The organism is Bradyrhizobium xenonodulans, assembly GCF_027594865.1.
Classification (GTDB): Bacteria; Pseudomonadota; Alphaproteobacteria; order Rhizobiales; family Xanthobacteraceae; genus Bradyrhizobium; species Bradyrhizobium xenonodulans.
Window position 1 is genome coordinate 6,089,928 of the sequence record NZ_CP089391.1, and the last position, 16,128, is coordinate 6,106,055.

General features: G+C 64.4%; 16 protein-coding genes. 6 read left to right on the forward strand and 10 right to left on the reverse strand.

Going from position 1 to position 16,128, the window contains the following annotated elements; translation table 11 throughout:
- The first annotated feature begins 237 nt into the window (after positions 1 to 237).
- The gene (locus tag I3J27_RS28970) at positions 238 to 993 is read left to right on the forward strand and encodes a hypothetical protein (protein ID WP_270162290.1); all 756 of its coding nucleotides are present in this window, start codon (positions 238 to 240) and stop codon (positions 991 to 993) included.
- Positions 994 to 1,178: 185 nt separating this feature from the next.
- Here the strand turns inward: I3J27_RS28970 and sseA are convergent, their stop codons facing one another.
- From sseA to I3J27_RS28985, 3 genes are all read right to left on the reverse strand, one after another.
- A complete protein-coding gene (gene sseA / locus I3J27_RS28975) occupies positions 1,179 to 2,036 on the reverse strand; it encodes a 3-mercaptopyruvate sulfurtransferase (protein WP_270162291.1) in 858 nt (285 codons plus the stop codon).
- Positions 2,037 to 2,250: 214 nt separating this feature from the next.
- Positions 2,251 to 2,664 carry a rhodanese-like domain-containing protein gene (locus I3J27_RS28980; RefSeq protein ID WP_270162292.1) on the reverse strand — a complete coding sequence of 138 codons (414 nt, stop codon included), beginning with the start codon at positions 2,662 to 2,664 and terminating at the stop codon, positions 2,251 to 2,253.
- A 37-nt stretch (positions 2,665 to 2,701) separates the two neighbouring features.
- Entirely contained in the window at positions 2,702 to 3,877 is a 1,176-nt protein-coding gene (locus tag I3J27_RS28985) for a vWA domain-containing protein (RefSeq protein ID WP_270162293.1), read from the reverse strand.
- A 123-nt stretch (positions 3,878 to 4,000) separates the two neighbouring features.
- On the opposite strand from I3J27_RS28985, the gene I3J27_RS28990 reads away from it, so the two are divergent.
- The 3 genes from I3J27_RS28990 (at position 4,001) to I3J27_RS29000 (ending at position 6,673) form a co-directional block, all read left to right on the forward strand.
- Entirely contained in the window at positions 4,001 to 4,246 is a 246-nt protein-coding gene (locus I3J27_RS28990; protein ID WP_027519717.1) for a GlsB/YeaQ/YmgE family stress response membrane protein, read from the forward strand.
- Positions 4,247 to 4,342: 96 nt separating this feature from the next.
- Complete coding sequence (locus I3J27_RS28995; protein ID WP_008140272.1) at positions 4,343 to 5,185, forward strand: AAA family ATPase; 843 nt, start codon at positions 4,343 to 4,345, stop codon at positions 5,183 to 5,185.
- Between the two features lie 120 nt (positions 5,186 to 5,305).
- The gene (locus tag I3J27_RS29000) at positions 5,306 to 6,673 is read left to right on the forward strand and encodes an IS30 family transposase (RefSeq protein ID WP_270160737.1); all 1,368 of its coding nucleotides are present in this window, start codon (positions 5,306 to 5,308) and stop codon (positions 6,671 to 6,673) included.
- Between the two features lie 819 nt (positions 6,674 to 7,492).
- Here the strand turns inward: I3J27_RS29000 and I3J27_RS29005 are convergent.
- The 5 genes from I3J27_RS29005 to I3J27_RS29025 all read right to left on the reverse strand — a co-directional run bounded on the left by I3J27_RS29005 (position 7,493) and on the right by I3J27_RS29025 (position 12,442).
- Complete coding sequence (locus I3J27_RS29005; RefSeq protein ID WP_270162294.1) at positions 7,493 to 9,139, reverse strand: GMC family oxidoreductase; 1,647 nt, start codon at positions 9,137 to 9,139, stop codon at positions 7,493 to 7,495.
- A 14-nt stretch (positions 9,140 to 9,153) separates the two neighbouring features.
- Positions 9,154 to 9,747: a GNAT family N-acetyltransferase gene (locus I3J27_RS29010; protein WP_270162295.1), complete on the reverse strand. Its 594-nt coding sequence runs from the start codon at positions 9,745 to 9,747 to the stop codon at positions 9,154 to 9,156.
- 200 nt (positions 9,748 to 9,947) lie between these two features.
- On the reverse strand, positions 9,948 to 10,874 hold the full coding sequence (locus I3J27_RS29015) for an SMP-30/gluconolactonase/LRE family protein (protein WP_270162296.1): 927 nt from the start codon (positions 10,872 to 10,874) through the stop codon (positions 9,948 to 9,950).
- 181 nt (positions 10,875 to 11,055) lie between these two features.
- On the reverse strand, positions 11,056 to 11,889 hold the full coding sequence (locus I3J27_RS29020) for an AraC family transcriptional regulator (protein ID WP_270162297.1): 834 nt from the start codon (positions 11,887 to 11,889) through the stop codon (positions 11,056 to 11,058).
- 199 nt (positions 11,890 to 12,088) lie between these two features.
- On the reverse strand, positions 12,089 to 12,442 hold the full coding sequence (locus tag I3J27_RS29025) for a hypothetical protein (protein WP_270162298.1): 354 nt from the start codon (positions 12,440 to 12,442) through the stop codon (positions 12,089 to 12,091).
- Positions 12,443 to 12,626: 184 nt separating this feature from the next.
- On the opposite strand from I3J27_RS29025, the gene I3J27_RS29030 reads away from it, so the two are divergent.
- A complete protein-coding gene (locus tag I3J27_RS29030) occupies positions 12,627 to 12,851 on the forward strand; it encodes a hypothetical protein (protein ID WP_270172911.1) in 225 nt (74 codons plus the stop codon).
- Between the two features lie 281 nt (positions 12,852 to 13,132).
- Here the strand turns inward: I3J27_RS29030 and I3J27_RS29035 are convergent, their stop codons facing one another.
- Positions 13,133 to 13,789, reverse strand: coding sequence for a glutathione S-transferase family protein (locus I3J27_RS29035; RefSeq protein WP_270162299.1), 657 nt, complete (start codon positions 13,787 to 13,789; stop codon positions 13,133 to 13,135).
- Between the two features lie 162 nt (positions 13,790 to 13,951).
- Here I3J27_RS29035 and I3J27_RS29040 point away from each other — a divergent pair, with 162 nt between their 5' ends.
- Entirely contained in the window at positions 13,952 to 15,175 is a 1,224-nt protein-coding gene (locus I3J27_RS29040) for a polyhydroxyalkanoate depolymerase (protein ID WP_270162300.1), read from the forward strand.
- A 69-nt stretch (positions 15,176 to 15,244) separates the two neighbouring features.
- Here I3J27_RS29040 and I3J27_RS29045 read toward each other — a convergent pair whose 3' ends face one another.
- The gene (locus I3J27_RS29045) at positions 15,245 to 16,126 is read right to left on the reverse strand and encodes a hypothetical protein (protein WP_270162301.1); all 882 of its coding nucleotides are present in this window, start codon (positions 16,124 to 16,126) and stop codon (positions 15,245 to 15,247) included.
- Positions 16,127 to 16,128: the final 2 nt, after the last annotated feature.

Here is a 16,128-nt window from a genome sequence, read left to right on the forward strand (position 1 = left end):
GCCCCGTTGCATCACGGGGCGGAAATCAACTCATGCCGTAGATTGCCGGAGTCTCCGGCCCCGATTTTTACGGAACGGGTCGGAATCGTTGCGGTATGTTCGAATCAGCCTGATTCGCCTCCGCTTTGAGCTTCCATCCCCGCGTGGCGAACGCGGCAAGCAGTACCGTCACCGCGTTCAGATGGCTCATGGGCCCTGGCTACCCACGCCGCCGGGGCGGAAATTCGCAATCCTTCGATGCTTCCCGGCGTTCGCTTCCTGTTTGCCGCGATCCTGCTGTCAACCTCCATCCTGGTGTTCGGCCTGGGCGCCGCCGCGCTGCTGCGGGCAACCCATGAGCAGTATGTCAGCAATCCCTCCTGGCGGAACGGCCCGCAGGAGCAGGTGTTTGCGCAAGCCCCCGAGCCGGCCCAACCTGTTCTGGCGGTCCTTCGCGCCGAGCCGGAGGTGGCTGCCGAGCCCGCACCGTCGCTGCGGGACCAGGTGCCTACCATCGGCTTGCCGATGAGCGAGCCCGAACAGGTTGCCGCGCTGACGACCGAGACCGATGCGCAGCCGCAGCTCGCCGCGCCTCCGGCTGAAGTCGCAGCCGCCGAGCCGACGACGGAGGCCGCCGCGCCAGCCGCCACCGACACGCTCACCCCAGCCGACACCACGGCCTCGATCTCCGAGGCCAAGCCTGACTTTAAGCCTGCCGTCACCGCCAGCGAGCCGGCGCCAGTTGACCCCAGCGCGGCCCTCGCGTCCTCGGCGCTCGACATGGCCACAGCCAAGGTGGCCGCGCTGAACGAGCCGGCGACGACGGCTGTGAAGGATGCGCCGGCGAAGGCCAAGGCCGAGAGCAAGGCCGACGATAAGGTGACCACGCGCAAGGTGAAGGCGAAGAAGCGGCACCGCGTGGTGCGGCGTCCGCCGCCTCAGCAATTGCAGCAGCAGCTCGATCCGTTCGGACAGCAGCAGACGTTCGCAACGACGACCGCACGCGCGCGGTGACTTTCCTTCGCCTCTCCCCCGCTTGCGGGGAGAGGCCGGATCGCCCCCGGCGATGCGAAGCATCGTCCGGCGCGATCCGGGTGAGGGGGTACAGGTCCCTCGATAAGCTCATCGTGTGGAGAGAGGCCCCTCACCCCAAACCTCCCCGTAAGAACGGGGCGAGGGAGCGCACTGTCATCGTGGCTTCACGCCGGCCCGGTCGCGACCGGCGGGCCGCCGGCCTGGCCCCATTCCGACCATGAGCCGTCATAGAGCGCGGTGTCGGTGATGCCGAGGCGGTAGAGCGCGAGCGTCAGCACGCCGGCGGAGACGCCGGAGCCGCAGCTCGTCACGATCGGCGCGTCGAGCTTGACGCCGGCGCCGGTGAAGGCGGCGCGCAGATCCTCGAGCGGCTTCATCGTGCCGGTCGCGGCATCGAACAGCAGATTGTAAGGCACGTTGCGGGCGCCGGGGATGTGGCCGGAGCGGATGCCCGGCCGCGGCTCCGGCGCGCGGCCCTCGAAACGGTCGGCCGCGCGTGCGTCGATCACCTGCTCGGCATGGCTGGCGACGTTCGCGATCAGCTGCTGCATGCTGCGCACGCGCCTTGAATCGTAGCTCGCCTTGAACGTCGCCGGCTGCGGCTTCACCTCGCCGGTCTCGACGGTGCGCCCTTCAGCGCGCCACTTCTTCAGGCCGCCATTGAGGATGCGCACATTGGCGTGGCCGTAGGACAGGAACATCCACCATGCGCGCGGCGCGGCAACCCAGCCGCCGGCGTCGTAGATGACGACGGTGTCGGCGTTGGAGATGCCGAGATTGCCGACGTCGCGGCCGAACTGCTCGGCGCTCGGAAACATGTGCGGCAGCGGGTTGGAATGGTCCGACACCGCGTCGACATCGAAGAACACCGCGCCCGGCAGATGCGCGGCGAGATAGTCGTCCTTCGGCAGCGGCAGCACGCCTGGGAGCTTGAAGCTGGCGTCGAGCACCTTGACGTTGGCATCGTTGATGTGGGCGGCGAGCCATTCGGTGGAGACGAGGGGGTCGGTGGCGGTGGTCATTGGCTTTTCCTTGCAGTCATTCCGGAGTCCGCGCGCAGCACGAGTGAGGCTGAAGCAGCGCGCGTCAAACTCTGCTGTCATCGCCCGGCCAGTGCGCAATTGCGCACCAGGAACGGGCGATCCAGTACTCCGAGACGGTTGTGATTGAACCGATAGGCTGCGGCGTACTGGATTCCCCGCCTGCGCGGGGAATGACGGGTGGAGAGAGCGAGGCTCACCCCTTCTTCTTCGGCTCCCACTGCTCCGTCGGACCACCGGCGTCGCGCCAGGCGGCGTAGCCGCCGGCGATGTGGGCGACGGGTTTCAGGCCCATGTCCTTCGCGGTCTTGGCCGCGAGCGCGGAGCGCAGGCCCCCGGCGCAGTGGAAGACGAACTTCTTGTCTTCCTGGAAGATCGGCTTGGCGTAGGGACTCTGCGGATCGATCCAGAATTCGAGCATGCCGCGGGTGCAGGCGAACGCGCCGGGGATGCGGCCGTCGCGCTCGATCTCGCGGGGATCGCGGATGTCGACGATGACGACGTCGCCGTTCTTGGAGATCTCGATGGCGTCCTTGGCGTTGAGCGTCTCGATCTCGGCATTGGCCTCGTCGATCAGCGCCTTGATGCCGCGGGTGATGGTCTGGGGCATGCGGTTCTCCCTCTTGTTGTCATTCCGGGGCGCGCAGCTAGTGCGTCAATTCCTTCATCGCCCCTTCGAGACCTTCGATCGTGATCGGGTACATGCGGTTCGCAAAGATGCGTTTGATGATGGTGGTCGATTCCGAATAATCCCAGTGCTTCTGCTGCACCGGGTTCAGCCACACCGCATGCGGATAGGTATGGATGATACGGTCGAGCCAAACCGAGCCCGGCTCCTCGTTGACGTGCTCGACCGAGCCGCCCGGCACCATGATCTCGTAAGGCGACATCGAGGCGTCGCCGACGAACACGATCTTGTAGTCGTGCGGGTATTTGTGCAGCACGTCCCAGGTCGGGGTGCGGTCGGTGAAGCGGCGCTTGTTCTGCTTCCACACGCCTTCATAGAGGCAGTTGTGGAAGTAGAAATACTCCATGTGCTTGAACTCGCTCTTCGCCGCCGAGAACAGCTCCTCGACCTGCTCGATATGCGCGTCCATTGAGCCGCCGATGTCGAAGAACACCAGCAGCTTCACCGCATTGCGCCGCTCGGGCCGCATGTGCACGTCGAGATAGCCGTGATTGGCGGTCTCGCGGATCGTCGTATCGAGATCGAGTTCGTCGGGCGCGCCGGTGCGCGCGAACTTGCGCAGGCGCCGCAGCGCCACCTTGATGTTGCGGATGCCGAGCTCGACATCGCCGTCGAGATCTTTGAACTCGCGCTTGTCCCACACCTTCACGGCGCGGTTGTTGCGGTTCTTCTCCTGGCCGATGCGCACGCCTTCGGGATTGTAGCCGTGGGCGCCGAACGGCGAGGTGCCGGCGGTGCCGATCCACTTCGAGCCGCCCTGGTGGCGCCCCTTCTGCTCCTCGAGGCGCTTCTTCAGCGTCTCCATGAGCTTGTCCCAGCCCATGGCCTCGATCTGCTTCTTCTCTTCCTCGGAGAGGTATTTCTCGGCGAGCTTCTTCAGCCACTCCTCGGGAATCTCCGCCTTCTCCATGGCGTCGAGCAGGCTTTCCAGCCCCTTGAACACCGTGCCGAAGACGCGATCGAACTTGTCGAGATTGCGCTCGTCCTTCACCAGCGAGGTGCGGGACAGATAGTAGAAATTCTCGACCGAATAATCCGACAGGTCAGCGTCGAGCGCCTCCATCAGCGTGAGGTATTCGCGCAGCGTCACGGGGACCTGCGCATCGCGCAGAGAAGTGAAGAATTGCAGGAACATGGGTGACAGATTGCCCGTCGGGTGGCTGACGTCAAGGGGCGGAGACCGCCGCCGGGCGCTGGACCGGTCGGCTTTTTGCTCTAGAATTGGCGGTCTCACGGGGTTGTTTTGGGGACGTTTGCAATGGGAATTCTCGCAGCACTCATCATCGGCGCGATCGCAGGCTGGCTTGCGGGCAAGATTGTCCACGGGGCGGGATTTGGACTGATCGGCAACATCGTCGTCGGCATCATCGGGGCGCTGGTCGCAAGCTGGGTGCTGCCCCAGCTGCACATTCAGCTGGCAACGGGCACGGTCGGCGCCATCGTGGACGCCACGATCGGCGCGGTGATTGTGCTCGTCATCCTTTCGCTGATAAAACGGGTCTGAAAGCCTGACCGAACCAGGAACGGCCGCCGCAAGCGGCCGTTCGCTTGTCGCGACCGGGGCCAGCGCCTCGCGCCGACGATTATTCAAGGACACGCAATGAAATTTACCGGCACCAAGGACTATGTTGCGACCGATGATCTCAAGGTCGCGGTCAATGCCTCGATCGTGCTGGAGCGCCCGCTGCTCATCAAGGGCGAGCCCGGCACCGGCAAGACGGTGCTGGCCGAGGAAGTGGCGAAGGCGCTGAACGCGCCGCTTCTGACCTGGCACATCAAGTCCACCACCAAGGCGCAGCAGGGCCTCTACGAATACGACGCGGTGTCGCGCCTGCGCGACAGCCAGCTCGGCGATGCGCGCGTGTCCGACATCAAGAACTACATCAAGCGCGGCAAGCTGTGGGAGGCCTTCACCGCCGAGCAGCGCCCGGTGCTGCTGATCGACGAGATCGACAAGGCCGACATCGAATTCCCGAACGACCTCCTGCTCGAGCTCGACCGCATGGAATTCCATGTCTACGAGACCGGTGAGACGATCAAGGCCAAGCAGCGCCCGATCATGATGATCACCTCCAACAACGAGAAGGAGCTGCCGGACGCCTTCCTGCGCCGCTGCTTCTTCCACTACATCAAATTCCCCGACGCCGACACGATGGGCCGCATCGTCGACGTCCACTTCCCAGGCATCAAGAAGCGCCTGGTCGAAGAAGCCTTGCGCATCTTCTTCGAGGTTCGCGAGGTGCCCGGCCTGAAGAAGAAGCCGTCGACGTCGGAGCTGCTGGACTGGCTCAAGCTGCTGCTCAACGAGGACATGAGCGTCGAGCAGCTCCGCGAACGCGACCCGCGCAAACTGATCCCACCGCTGCACGGCGCGCTGCTCAAGAACGAGCAGGACGTGCATCTGTTCGAGCGGCTGGCGTTCTTGAGCCGAAGGGAAGTGTAGGGACCTCGCTCGCGATAGCGCTCCGCCGTCGCCTCACCATCGGTGTCATGCCTCGGCTTGACCGGGGCATCCTGGGCGGATTCAACCGCTCGTCGCAACACCCTGAACAAGGAGGTTGCGATGGAGAGCCGTGCGCGAGCAAGTCGTCCTCAAGAGGCCCGACGAGAGGATTGTAGACGGTTCTGGGCTGCGATTGCCTCGGGGCGATCGAGCGAAGATGCTGCGGTTGAGGCCGGGGTATCGCCTTCGGTTGGAGTGCGCTGGTTCCGGAGGGCGGGCGGCATGCCGCCAACACATTTGTCACCGTCGTCAAGGCTTCCATCGGAGCGCTATCTCTCGTTCGCCGAGCGCGAGGAGATCGCCATCTTGCGTGTGCAGGGTCATGGGGTGCGAGCCATCGCTCGTCAGCTTGATCGAGCTCCCTGCACGATCTCTCGTGAACTCCGTCGTAATGTGGCGCGCCGCCACGGCGCCCCACAGTACCGAGCAACCACGGCACAATGGCACGCTGATCGGTCCGCCCGACGGCCCAAGCCGGCGAAGTTGGCGATCAATCCGCCCCTGCGGGATTACGTGCAGGACAGGCTTGCCGGTATGATCGCCAAGCCGGACGGGGAGCTCCTGGCTGGCCCGAAGGTCGTGTGGAAGGGACGCCGGGCTGTGCATCGGCAAAACCGGCGCTGGGCCAGGGCATGGAGCCCGGAACAGATTTCTCGGCGACTTCGGCTGGACTTTCCCGAGGATGAGACGATGCGCATCAGTCACGAGGCGATCTATCAGGCACTTTATGTGCAGGGTCGAGGAGCTTTGCGCCGCGAACTGACGGCCTGCTTGCGCACCGGGCGGGTGTTGCGGATGCCGAGGGCGCGCGTCCGCAAAGGCAGAAGCTTCATTCCTTCCGAGATCATGATCAGTCAACGTCCGGCGGAAGCCGCCGATCGAGCTGTGCCGGGCCACTGGGAAGGTGATCTCATTATGGGTCTTGGAAGTTCCGCGATCGGCACCTTGGTGGAGCGCACGACCCGCTTTACCATTCTGCTGCATCTGCCGCGTATCACAGGCCATGAACAGGAAGCTCGCGTGAAGAACGGACCTGCACTCGCCGGACATGGCGCTGAGGCAGTGCGCGACGCCATCACCCGCGCAATCGTCAGCATGCCCGAACAGCTGCGTCGATCGCTGACCTGGGATCAAGGAGCTGAACTGGCTCAGCATGCACGCCTGAGGATCGATGCAGGCCTGCAGGTCTACTTCTGTGACCCTCATAGCCCATGGCAGCGCGGCACCAACGAGAACACAAATGGGTTGCTGCGCCAGTACTTTCCAAAAGGGACCGATCTTAGCCTGCACAACTCTGGTGATCTCGAGGCCGTGGCTCTCGCACTCAACACCAGGCCCAGGAAAACCCTCGGCTGGAAAACACCGGCCGAAACTCTCGACCAATTGCTACAAGTGAACGATACACAGGGTGTTGCGACGAGCGGTTGAATCCGCCCTGTACGCCGCGGCTTCTCGGCTCAATCATATCCGCCTCTGGAATACTGGATCGCCCGGTCCTAGTGCGTAATTGCGCACTGGCCGGGCGATGACAGTGAGTGCGTAGATGCAGACACGCCTTTGCATCCTCGCGGCTCATTTCGCCCGAGCTTTGCTTCGTCTCTCGCCCCCTCTTCAAACAGAGGGCGCAGGGAAGGCCGGGTGCCGGCTTGGCACCCACGGTCCGCTGTGCGCGTGTAGCGCAATGAGAAATGCACAGCGGCATACAGGTGAAGCCAAACACACGGCCTTCCCTGCGCAGTGGTCGGACGGCTTATGCCGTGCTCTCCCGGGAGCCGAACTTTCCTTCTGGCCTCCCTCACCCCGCGAATTGACGATGCCGTCTACCCGGTTGGGCTCGCGCACATCTCCGCAAAGGCTCGACCGTAGCAACGACGGCCAGGACCACACGATTTTGCCGTACGCGCTCAGCGCCGTTCGTCCACACGTGGCCGCGGACTCACAGGGACTACCCGCCCTGCCCGCTACCGGTCGTGCCGCCGCTGCCGCGTCCACCGCAACCCGGCCCGCGTTTCGAACGACTCGCGAACCGCCCCTCTTCGTCGGGCCGGGCTGCGTCGACTTATGCCGTAATTCCGAATTCCGGTAAAGTGGAATATTTTCGCGGGAAGGGGTTGACGGGGTGGCGGGTGTTTTGCCCGACGGGCAGGCTTGTCGGATGGGTAGAGCGAAGCGAAACCCATCGCGCCTTCAGATATCGCGGCACGATCATGGGTTTCGCTTCGCTCTACCCATCCTACGAAGATGCCGTCACGCCACCGCTGCGTCCGGAATCCGCGCGGCTTCCATCGGCTGCTTGCCGCGGATCAGGTCCGAGGCGCGGTCGGCGATCATCATCGTAGAAGCGTTGAGGTTCGCCGAGATCATGCGCGGCATCACGGAGGCGTCGATGACGCGGAGGCCTTCGAGGCCGTGGACGCGGAGCTGGTCGTCGACCACCGCCCACGTCGAGTCCGCCGGGCCCATGCGGCAGGTGCAGCCGGGGTGGAAGGTGGTGGTGCCGCGTTCGGTCGCGGCGGCCAGGAATTCGTCGTCGGTGTTGATGTTGGGACCGGGGAAATCCTCGTAGGCATAATAGGGCGACAGCGGCGCCGACTTCAGCAGCCTGCGCGCGAGCTTCATGCCGCCGACGATGACGCGGCGGTCGAGCTCGGCATCGAGATAGTTGGTCTGGATGATCGGCGGCGCGAACGGATCGTTGGAGCGAATGCGGACATAGCCGCGGCTCTCCGGGCGCTGCTGCCAGGACGCCACCGTCATGCCGGGCTCGTCCTCGAGCTGGCCCTGCACGCCTTCCTTGTAGGACGCCGGCGTGAAGGTGAGCTGAAGGTCGGAGCTGTCGGCGCTCTCGCCGGAGTGCCAGAAGCAATAAACCATGGTCGGCGACAGCGAGAGCAGGCCGCGGCGCGTGGTGGCCCATTTCAGCGCCTCGATCCAGAGCGAGAAGCCGCGGCGCAGTTCGTTGATGGTCTTGATGTCTTTGACGCGCGCCACGGTGCGCGGGGCGTAATGGTCCTGCAGGCCTTCGCCGACCGGCAGCGCGTGACGCACCTGGATGCCATGGGCGCTCAGCAGATCGGGCGAGCCGATGCCGGAGAGCTGAAGCAGCTGCGGCGAATTATAGGTGCCGCCGGAGAGGATGACTTCCTTGTTGGCGCGCACCTCCACCGGCGTGCCGCCGCGCCCGCCCTTCATATAGCGCACGCCGACGGCGCGCTTGCCTTCGAAGATGATCTCGGTCGCGTGAGCATGCGTATGCACATGCACGTTGGGCCGCTTCATCGCGGGCTTGAGGAACGCGGTCGAGCCGGAGACGCGCAGGCCCTTGTCGATGGTGCGCTGGCAGTAGGAGACGCCCTCCTGAATCCTGCCGTTGTAGTCGGGGTTGCGGGGAATGCCGAGCGAGACCGCGCCTTCCATGAAGGCCTCGCAGAGCGGATCGCGCCAATCCATCGTGGTGACCGTGAGGTTGCCATCGCGCCCGCGGAAGGTGTCATCGCCCTCGCCCACGCGCTTCTCCAGCCGCCGGAAGTAAGGCAGCACGTCGGCATAGCCCCAGCCGCGATTGCCCATCTGCGCCCAGGTGTCGAAATCCATGCGCTGGCCGCGGTTGTAGATGTGGCCGTTGATCGAGGACGAGCCGCCGAGCGTCTTGCCGCGCGGCGCGTAGATGCTGCGCCCGCCGGTGTAAGGTCCCACCTCCTGCTGGTAGGCCCAGTTGATGCTCTTCATGTGGAAGGTCTTGATGAAGCCCGCCGGCAGATGGATGTAGGGATGCCAGTCGCTGGGCCCGGCCTCGAGCACGCAGACGCTGGTGTTGGGATCCTCGCTCAGCCGGCTGGTGAGCACGCAACCGGCCGAACCCGCGCCGACGATCACATAATCAAATCTATCCATGGTGCCTCGGCCGCTCAGCGCGGCTTGTCGTTGAGTTGATAATTCAAATGCGCCTGCACCGTCGGCCATTCGGCGGCGGTGATGCTGTAAACCACGGTGTCGCGCAGCGTGCCGTTCGGCGCGACCTGGTGGCTGCGCAGGACGCCGTCCTGCTTGGCCCCGAGGCGCTCGATGGCGCGGCGGCTCTGGTGGTTGAAGAAATGCGTGCGGAATTCCACCGCGATGCAGTTCAGCGTCTCGAAGGCGTGGGTGAGCAGCAGCAATTTGCATTGCGTGTTGAGCGGGCCGCGCTGCGCGCTCTTGCCGTACCAGGTCGAGCCGATCTCGACGCGGCGGTTGGCGGCATCGATGTTCATGTAAGTGGTCTGTCCCACGATCTTGCCGCCGGCGTCGAACACCGTGAAGGGCAGCATCGAGCCCGCAGCCTGCAAGGCCAGACGGCGATCGATCTCCTTGGCGACGTTCTCCGGCGTCGGGATCGCGGTGTACCAGATCGTGTAGAGCTCGCCGTCCTTCACGGCCTCCACCAGCCCCTCGCGGTGCTCTTTCGACAGCGGCTCCAGACGGGCGTGCTGTCCACGCAGGGTGACGGGATCAGGCCAGGGCATTGAAAATCTCTCCTTGCGTCATTGCGAGCGAAGCGAAGCAATCCAGACTGCCTGACCCTCATCCTGAGGAGCGCGGAACGCCCGTCTCGAAGGATGAAGGCCCGGCTGGTGGCCTCGCCCTTCGAGACGCGCGCGAAGGGCGCGCTCCTCAGGGTGAGGGTCCGAGAGTTGCCTCGCCTCCCGTACGATGACGGCTTGGCTCACTTGTTCAAAAAGTTCAACGGCAAACCGCCGCGCGGCCAGTCCATGGCGATCAGCTCGCCCTTTCCCGACAGCGTGATATAGGCGGTCTTCAACTCGGGGCCGCCAAAGGCGATGTTGGTGGTGACGCGGTCGCCGGTCGGGACCTGCTCGACCAGGGTACCGTCCGGCGCTATCACCGAGATGCAGCCGGAGACGAGGGTGGCGACACAGACATTGCCGCCTCCTTCGACCGCGAGCGAGTCGAACATCTGGTAGCCGCCGAGGCCGCAGATCGGCTTGCCCCGCTCACCGCGATAGATCACCTCGCGCGGCTTCAGCGTGCCGGGCGCGGAGAGCTCGTAAGCCCAGAGCCGCCCCGTCGGCGTCTCCGCGATGTAGACGGTGTTCTCGTCCGGCGACAGGCCGATGCCGTTGGCCGGCAGCACGCCGTGCACGACCTCGACGATCTCCTTCATGCCGGGCTTGAGATAATACATGCCGCCGACATCCATCTCGCGCGGGCGGCGCTTGCCGAGGTCGGAGAACCACAAGCCGCCGTGCCTGTCGAAGACCAGATCGTTCGGCCCGCGCAGATCGTGCTCGCCGCATTTGGTGACGACGGTCTCGACCTTGCCGGATTGCAGGTCGACGCGCTGGATCGAGCCGCCGAGATAATCGTCGGGCTGCGGGCCCGGCATGATCATCTGGCCGGTCGGGATCCAGGAGAACCCGCCATTGTTGCAGATGTAGATTTTGCCGTCGGGGCCGAGGGCCGCGCCGTTCGGGCCGCCCGGCACCTTGGCGACGATTTCCTTCCGCCCGTCGGGATAAACCCGGGTCAGGCGCTGGCCGCGAATTTCCACCAGCACCACCGAGCCGTCCGGCATCACGACCGGCCCTTCGGGAAATTCGAGGTCGGTGGCGAGAACGCGGACGTTGGACATTGTGAGACCCTCCCGGCTGCTTGTTATGGCTTGCACGGGATGTCCGGCACGGGCCCCACACGCAAGATTTGCCTGCGGTTATGACAAAGTCATTAGGGCTTGCCAAGCAAGCGCGATGGTATGCCAGCGTTGCGCCGCAAAGCGCGATGAGGGTCATCGCGCCTTGCTCGTCCGGATCACGCTACTGCCGCACCGGCACCCAGATTTCGAAGCCGCCATTGCCGGTTGCGGGATCGAATTTTTCGTCATAGCGCTCGAAATTCGGCGCGTCGGCCGCCTTCAGACCGGAGGCCGGCAGCCACTGATTCCAGATCGTGTTGACGGTGCGGCGGACCGAGGCGACGTGCTCGGTGTGGGTGAACACCGCATAGCGCTGCTCGGGGATGCGGACGCGGCCGAACCGGCGCGGCAGGTCGGAGAATTCGGCGACCTCGACGCCGGCGATATAGTCGAAATTGCCGGCATCATCGCCATTGCAGCAGACGCCGTAAGCAACGTTACCGACGCGCGCGGGAATGTCCGCAACGTCCTGATGGAAGCGTTGCCACAGGCCTGGAATGGCAGCGCCATTGTCGCAGGAGATGCGCTCGGCGGTGCCGGCCACGAGGAATGCTTTTGCCGTCTCGAAGCGCGGGGCTTTGAGGTTGTCGATCATTGTGGAGTCCATGAGGATCGGCTCCTGAAGCTCGAGGTGGTTGACGCATCTCGCGGCCCGCACTGCTTCGGGCGTGGCGCCGAACTGGTCGCGGAACGCGCGGGTGAATGCTTCGTGCGAGCCGTAATCCGCCTCCAGCGCCAGCGACAGAATGTCCGGCGCGCCGTTCGCAAGACTGCGCGCCGCCTCGCTCAGCCGCCGTGCGCGCACGTAACGCATCACCGGCAAGCCGGTGGCTGCGCCAAACGCACGCACCAGATGGAACCGCGACACGCCCGAGATCGCAGCGATCTCGTCGAGCGTCATCGACTCGACCAGATGGCTCTCGATGTACCAGAGCGCGCGCTGGGCTGGGTTCATGACGGTTCGGCCCTCGTTCGAAACGTGGCGATGATGCGCCAGCCGGCGTCGCCGCGCTTGATCGGCATTGCTATCGTGCCCAGACGATCAACTCGTAGGGTGGGCAAAGGCGCATTAGCGCCGTGCCCACCATTTCTTTCTTGTTCGTCGTGGAATGGTGGGTACGTCGCTTGCGCTCCTTATGCCCACCCTACAGCACCTACTTCGCATCCTTCGGCGGCGGCGCGTCCTGCTTCTTCTTCAGATCGTCCGCCGTCTTCGCCTGCGCGGCCTGGAGATCGCCGAGCGTCTTCTGCAGGCCGGCGATCGTCGTCTTCAAGGCGTCGATCTGGCGACCCGCGGCGTCCAGCTTCTGCTGGTGATCGAGGTTGAGCTTGGTGATCGTCTTCTGGAGGAAGTCGACGTTGCTCTGGAGGCAGCTCGTGCGCCGTTCCATGGTCTTCTCGACGGTGCAGATCTCGATGCCGGGCACGTCCTGCGCGCGGAGCGGCAGAGACGCCAGCGTGGCGAGCAGCAACATCGCGAAACAGACGCCGACGGTTCGAAGCAGCATGCGAGGTTCCCCGTCAAATCAATCACGGCAATGTGCGCTTTTTGCGCGCAGTCGCGTGACGCTACCACACTCGTACCGCATTCTCGCGTTGAGCTTGCGCTGTTCCCTCGGACGGGGAACGATGATCCGCACGCGGAAGAACTGGGCGCTCTTTCCGCTGCTTTGTTTAGGGGAGATTTTTGGAATGGCAACGCGCGACAGACGACTGGCGGAATTCGATGGCGCCGGCGAACCACCACCTGGCCTTGCGGTCGAAGTGCTGTGCGAGGACCACAGCGGAACGTATCAACTCCCGTTCGCCTGCCGCTATGTCGAGGGACGCTGGCAGAACCACACGGCTGGCGTCGCGGTCGAAGCAACCGTGATCGGCTGGCGCGTACCGCGCGCGAAGCATTCGGGCGTGGCCTGAAACACCAATGCCTGTCTCAATATGCGACGGGGCCGCGCTCCGCTTTAACCTTGGGAACGCGGCCCGAACGAATCAGGTCCGAATCGGCCGACAGGCCTCGTACGCAGCTGTTCACGGCTAGATGTCGCAACCCGCGCGCACATGTACACAATATCTGCGCAGGGCGTGAGCAGGTCCGAGCCGGCCCCAGGGGCTAAACGTTAACGGCTTCAATGGCATGGCTGCCGGATGCGGTAGCTCGAGCCTCCGCCCCCGAAACAGGCAGGGCGAGGCGGACTTGCCTAATATTCGACCTCGAGCTCCTCGATCTCGGCCGGCTCGTCCTTTGCCGCCGCGATCCATTCCTGCATCTCGGGCATGGCCATGATGGTATCGGCATAGGCCTTCAGCAGCGGCTCGAGCTTGACGTCATAGGTCACGAAGCGCGTCACCACCGGGGCGTACATCGCATCCGCCATGGTGCGCGTCGTGCCGAACAGGAACGGCCCGCCCGATTTCTCCAGGCAGTCGCGCCAGATGAACCAGACGCGGTCGATGTCGGCCTGCGCGCGCGACCAGATCTTGAAGCCGGGGAAATGTCCCTTCAGATTCACCGGCAGCGAGGCGCGTAGCGTGGTGAAGCCGGAATGGATTTCGCCTGAGATCGAGCGGCAATGCGCGCGCTGGACGCGGTCCGCAGGCAACAGGCCTGCATCGGGCATCGCCTCGTTGAGATATTCGGCGATCGCCAGCGTGTCCCAGACGGTGGCGCCCTCGTGGCGCAGGCACGGCACCAGGATCGACGACGACAGCAAGAGGATTTCGGCACGCGCCGACGCGTCATCCGGCGCGGTCACGATCTCCTCGAAGTCGAGCCCGGAGAATTTCGTCAGCAGCCAGCCACGCAGCGACCAGGACGAATAGTTCTTGCTGCTGATGGTCAGTGTCGCCTTCGCCATATGGCCCTTCCTTAACGCCTGCACCCCGCCCGGCCCGCGGGCGTGCTCATGACCTGTGCTTCCCGCAAAATGAGGAGCAAGCGATGTGCCAGTTTCGAGGGCGGTCAGCTCCCGCTTGGCTTCGATATTGCATGACAGCACGCGACAGGTGGGCGTTTCAGTATGATGTCGATGTATTATCAGGCCTTTCAGAACCATATGGACCTCACCGCGCCGTGGCGTGCGGGGGCCTCGTCCGCGCTCAAATTCCTCAATCTGGTGCCGCAGGGCCTGTCGGATCAGGTCGTCGGCCGGCTCTCGGCCGCGCTGGAGCTGATCTCGCGCTCCACCCTCACCTATGACCGTCCGGCCTACGGCATCGACAGCGTCATGGTCGGCAATCGCGAAGTCGGCATCACCGAGGAGGTCGCCTACGCGACGCCGTTCGGCTCGCTGCTGCACTTCAAGAAGGATGGCGGAGCGGAGCAGCCGCGCATGCTGCTGGTGGCGCCGATGTCCGGACACTTCGCCACGCTGCTGCGCGGCACGGTGAAGACGCTGCTTCAGGATCACGACGTCTACATCACCGACTGGCACAATCCGCGCGACATCCCGCGCAGCGAAGGCCGCTTCGGGCTCGACGACTACACCGATCACCTCATCGATTTCCTGGGACAGCTCGGCCCGCGCCCGCACATGGTCGCGATCTGCCAGCCGTCGGTCTCGGCCCTCGCGGCCGCCGCGGTGATGTGCGAGGGCAACCACCCGGCGCGGCCGGCGACGCTGACGCTGATGGCGGGCCCGATCGACACCCGCATCCAGCCGACCAGGGTCAACGAGTTCGCCAAGAGCAGGCCGATCGACTGGTTCGAGAAGAACCTGATCAACTACGTGCCGATGCAATGCCGCGGCGCGCTGCGGAAAGTCTATCCCGGCTTCGTGCAGCTCACCGCGTTCGTCTCGATGAATCTCGAGCGCCACATCAAGCAGCACATGGATCTCGCCAATCACATCGCCAAAGGCGAGAAGGAGAAGGCGGCCAGCATCAAGACCTTCTACGACGAATATTTCGCCGTGATGGACCTGCCGGCCGAGTTCTACATCGAGACCGTGCGCGACGTTTTCCAGGAGCACCTGCTGCCGCAAGGCAAGCTGATACATCGGGGCCGTCCGGTGAACACCAAGGCCGTCAGCCGCATGGGGCTGATGACGGTCGAGGGCGAGAAGGACGACATCTGCTCGATCGGCCAGACGCTGGCGGCGCAGGACCTCTGTACCGGCGTGCGCGCCTATCGCCGCGTCCACCACATGCAGGCCGGCGTCGGCCATTACGGCGTGTTCTCGGGCAAGCGCTGGAATGGCGAGATCTATCCGCTGCTACGGGACTTCGTCCACGTCAATTCGTGAGGCGCGCTGACATCATCCGGCAGCGCGCCATCTCTTCCGCAAGGCATTCGGCATCGCCACGCGCGAGGATCAGCTCTCGACAAAAAGTCCGCCCGAGAGCTTGGCCGTCTTGCCGGTTCCGTCCGAGACCACGATGTCCCACGCGCCGGTTGGCGCGCTGAGGTCCATGGCGAGCGAACATTTCACGCCGCTGGCGCTCGAGGTGACGTCCGTCGCGAGCACCTGGCGGTCATTGGAGACGGCCTTCACCTCCTTGACCGTGTCGAGCCCGTCGCCGGTGATCTCCAGCTTGGTCAGCACACCGCGTCTCACCTTCGACGGATTGATCGACCGGATCACGGGAATTCCGCCGGGCTTGTCCGGACTCGATTGGCTCGCAATCGCCGTTTTCGACCCGAAATAGAAGCTGGAGACCGCCGTCACCAGCGTGCCGATGATCGCCAGGAGCTGTTTTGCAAAATCGTCGCTCGCCGGATTCTGTGTGTCCCGGTATTGCACCGTGACAGTCGCATTCGTGCCGTCGCCGACCTGCTGTTCGAGCACGAATTGCCCGGGCAGCAAACGCTCCTTCAGTTGCGCGCTGGCCTCTTTGGTCAGCCCCTTCGCCTCGAATATCTTTCCGCGAGACGCCATGCTGCTGTACAGGTAGACTGCCAGGATCGCGAACAGCAGCACGAGGCTGAGGGCGATCACCGAGCGCACCGAGCCTTCCGGCAGACCGAGCGCCTGCGTCTTGTCCGTGAGATCGACGCCGGAGAACACGAAGGCCGTCAGCGCGAGCGTGACCAGCAGCATCATGACGCCGCTGATGATCAAGAGCGGCAGCATGAACTCCGGCGGGCCCTTGCCGCTGGCCAGGGTTGCGGCAACGCCCAGACAGGCGATCACCAGCAAGATGACGGCTGCCCAAATGATGAGTTTCGTCGGCCCCTTCTTCCACTCCAACTCCATGA

What these genes read in the sequence shown, in the direction of transcription:
- I3J27_RS28970 (WP_270162290.1), top strand. Translation starts at nt 238, where the DNA reads ATGCTTCCCGGCGTTCGCTTCCTGTTTGCCGCGATCCTGCTGTCAACC.
- sseA (WP_270162291.1), bottom strand. Translation starts at nt 2,036, where the DNA reads ATGACCACCGCCACCGACCCCCTCGTCTCCACCGAATGGCTCGCCGCC.
- I3J27_RS28980 (WP_270162292.1), bottom strand. Translation starts at nt 2,664, where the DNA reads ATGCCCCAGACCATCACCCGCGGCATCAAGGCGCTGATCGACGAGGCC.
- I3J27_RS28985 (WP_270162293.1), bottom strand. Translation starts at nt 3,877, where the DNA reads ATGTTCCTGCAATTCTTCACTTCTCTGCGCGATGCGCAGGTCCCCGTG.
- I3J27_RS28990 (WP_027519717.1), top strand. Translation starts at nt 4,001, where the DNA reads ATGGGAATTCTCGCAGCACTCATCATCGGCGCGATCGCAGGCTGGCTT.
- I3J27_RS28995 (WP_008140272.1), top strand. Translation starts at nt 4,343, where the DNA reads ATGAAATTTACCGGCACCAAGGACTATGTTGCGACCGATGATCTCAAG.
- I3J27_RS29000 (WP_270160737.1), top strand. Translation starts at nt 5,306, where the DNA reads ATGGAGAGCCGTGCGCGAGCAAGTCGTCCTCAAGAGGCCCGACGAGAG.
- I3J27_RS29005 (WP_270162294.1), bottom strand. Translation starts at nt 9,139, where the DNA reads ATGGATAGATTTGATTATGTGATCGTCGGCGCGGGTTCGGCCGGTTGC.
- I3J27_RS29010 (WP_270162295.1), bottom strand. Translation starts at nt 9,747, where the DNA reads ATGCCCTGGCCTGATCCCGTCACCCTGCGTGGACAGCACGCCCGTCTG.
- I3J27_RS29015 (WP_270162296.1), bottom strand. Translation starts at nt 10,874, where the DNA reads ATGTCCAACGTCCGCGTTCTCGCCACCGACCTCGAATTTCCCGAAGGG.
- I3J27_RS29020 (WP_270162297.1), bottom strand. Translation starts at nt 11,889, where the DNA reads ATGAACCCAGCCCAGCGCGCGCTCTGGTACATCGAGAGCCATCTGGTC.
- I3J27_RS29025 (WP_270162298.1), bottom strand. Translation starts at nt 12,442, where the DNA reads ATGCTGCTTCGAACCGTCGGCGTCTGTTTCGCGATGTTGCTGCTCGCC.
- I3J27_RS29030 (WP_270172911.1), top strand. Translation starts at nt 12,627, where the DNA reads ATGGCAACGCGCGACAGACGACTGGCGGAATTCGATGGCGCCGGCGAA.
- I3J27_RS29035 (WP_270162299.1), bottom strand. Translation starts at nt 13,789, where the DNA reads ATGGCGAAGGCGACACTGACCATCAGCAGCAAGAACTATTCGTCCTGG.
- I3J27_RS29040 (WP_270162300.1), top strand. Translation starts at nt 13,952, where the DNA reads ATGATGTCGATGTATTATCAGGCCTTTCAGAACCATATGGACCTCACC.
- I3J27_RS29045 (WP_270162301.1), bottom strand. Translation starts at nt 16,126, where the DNA reads ATGGAGTTGGAGTGGAAGAAGGGGCCGACGAAACTCATCATTTGGGCA.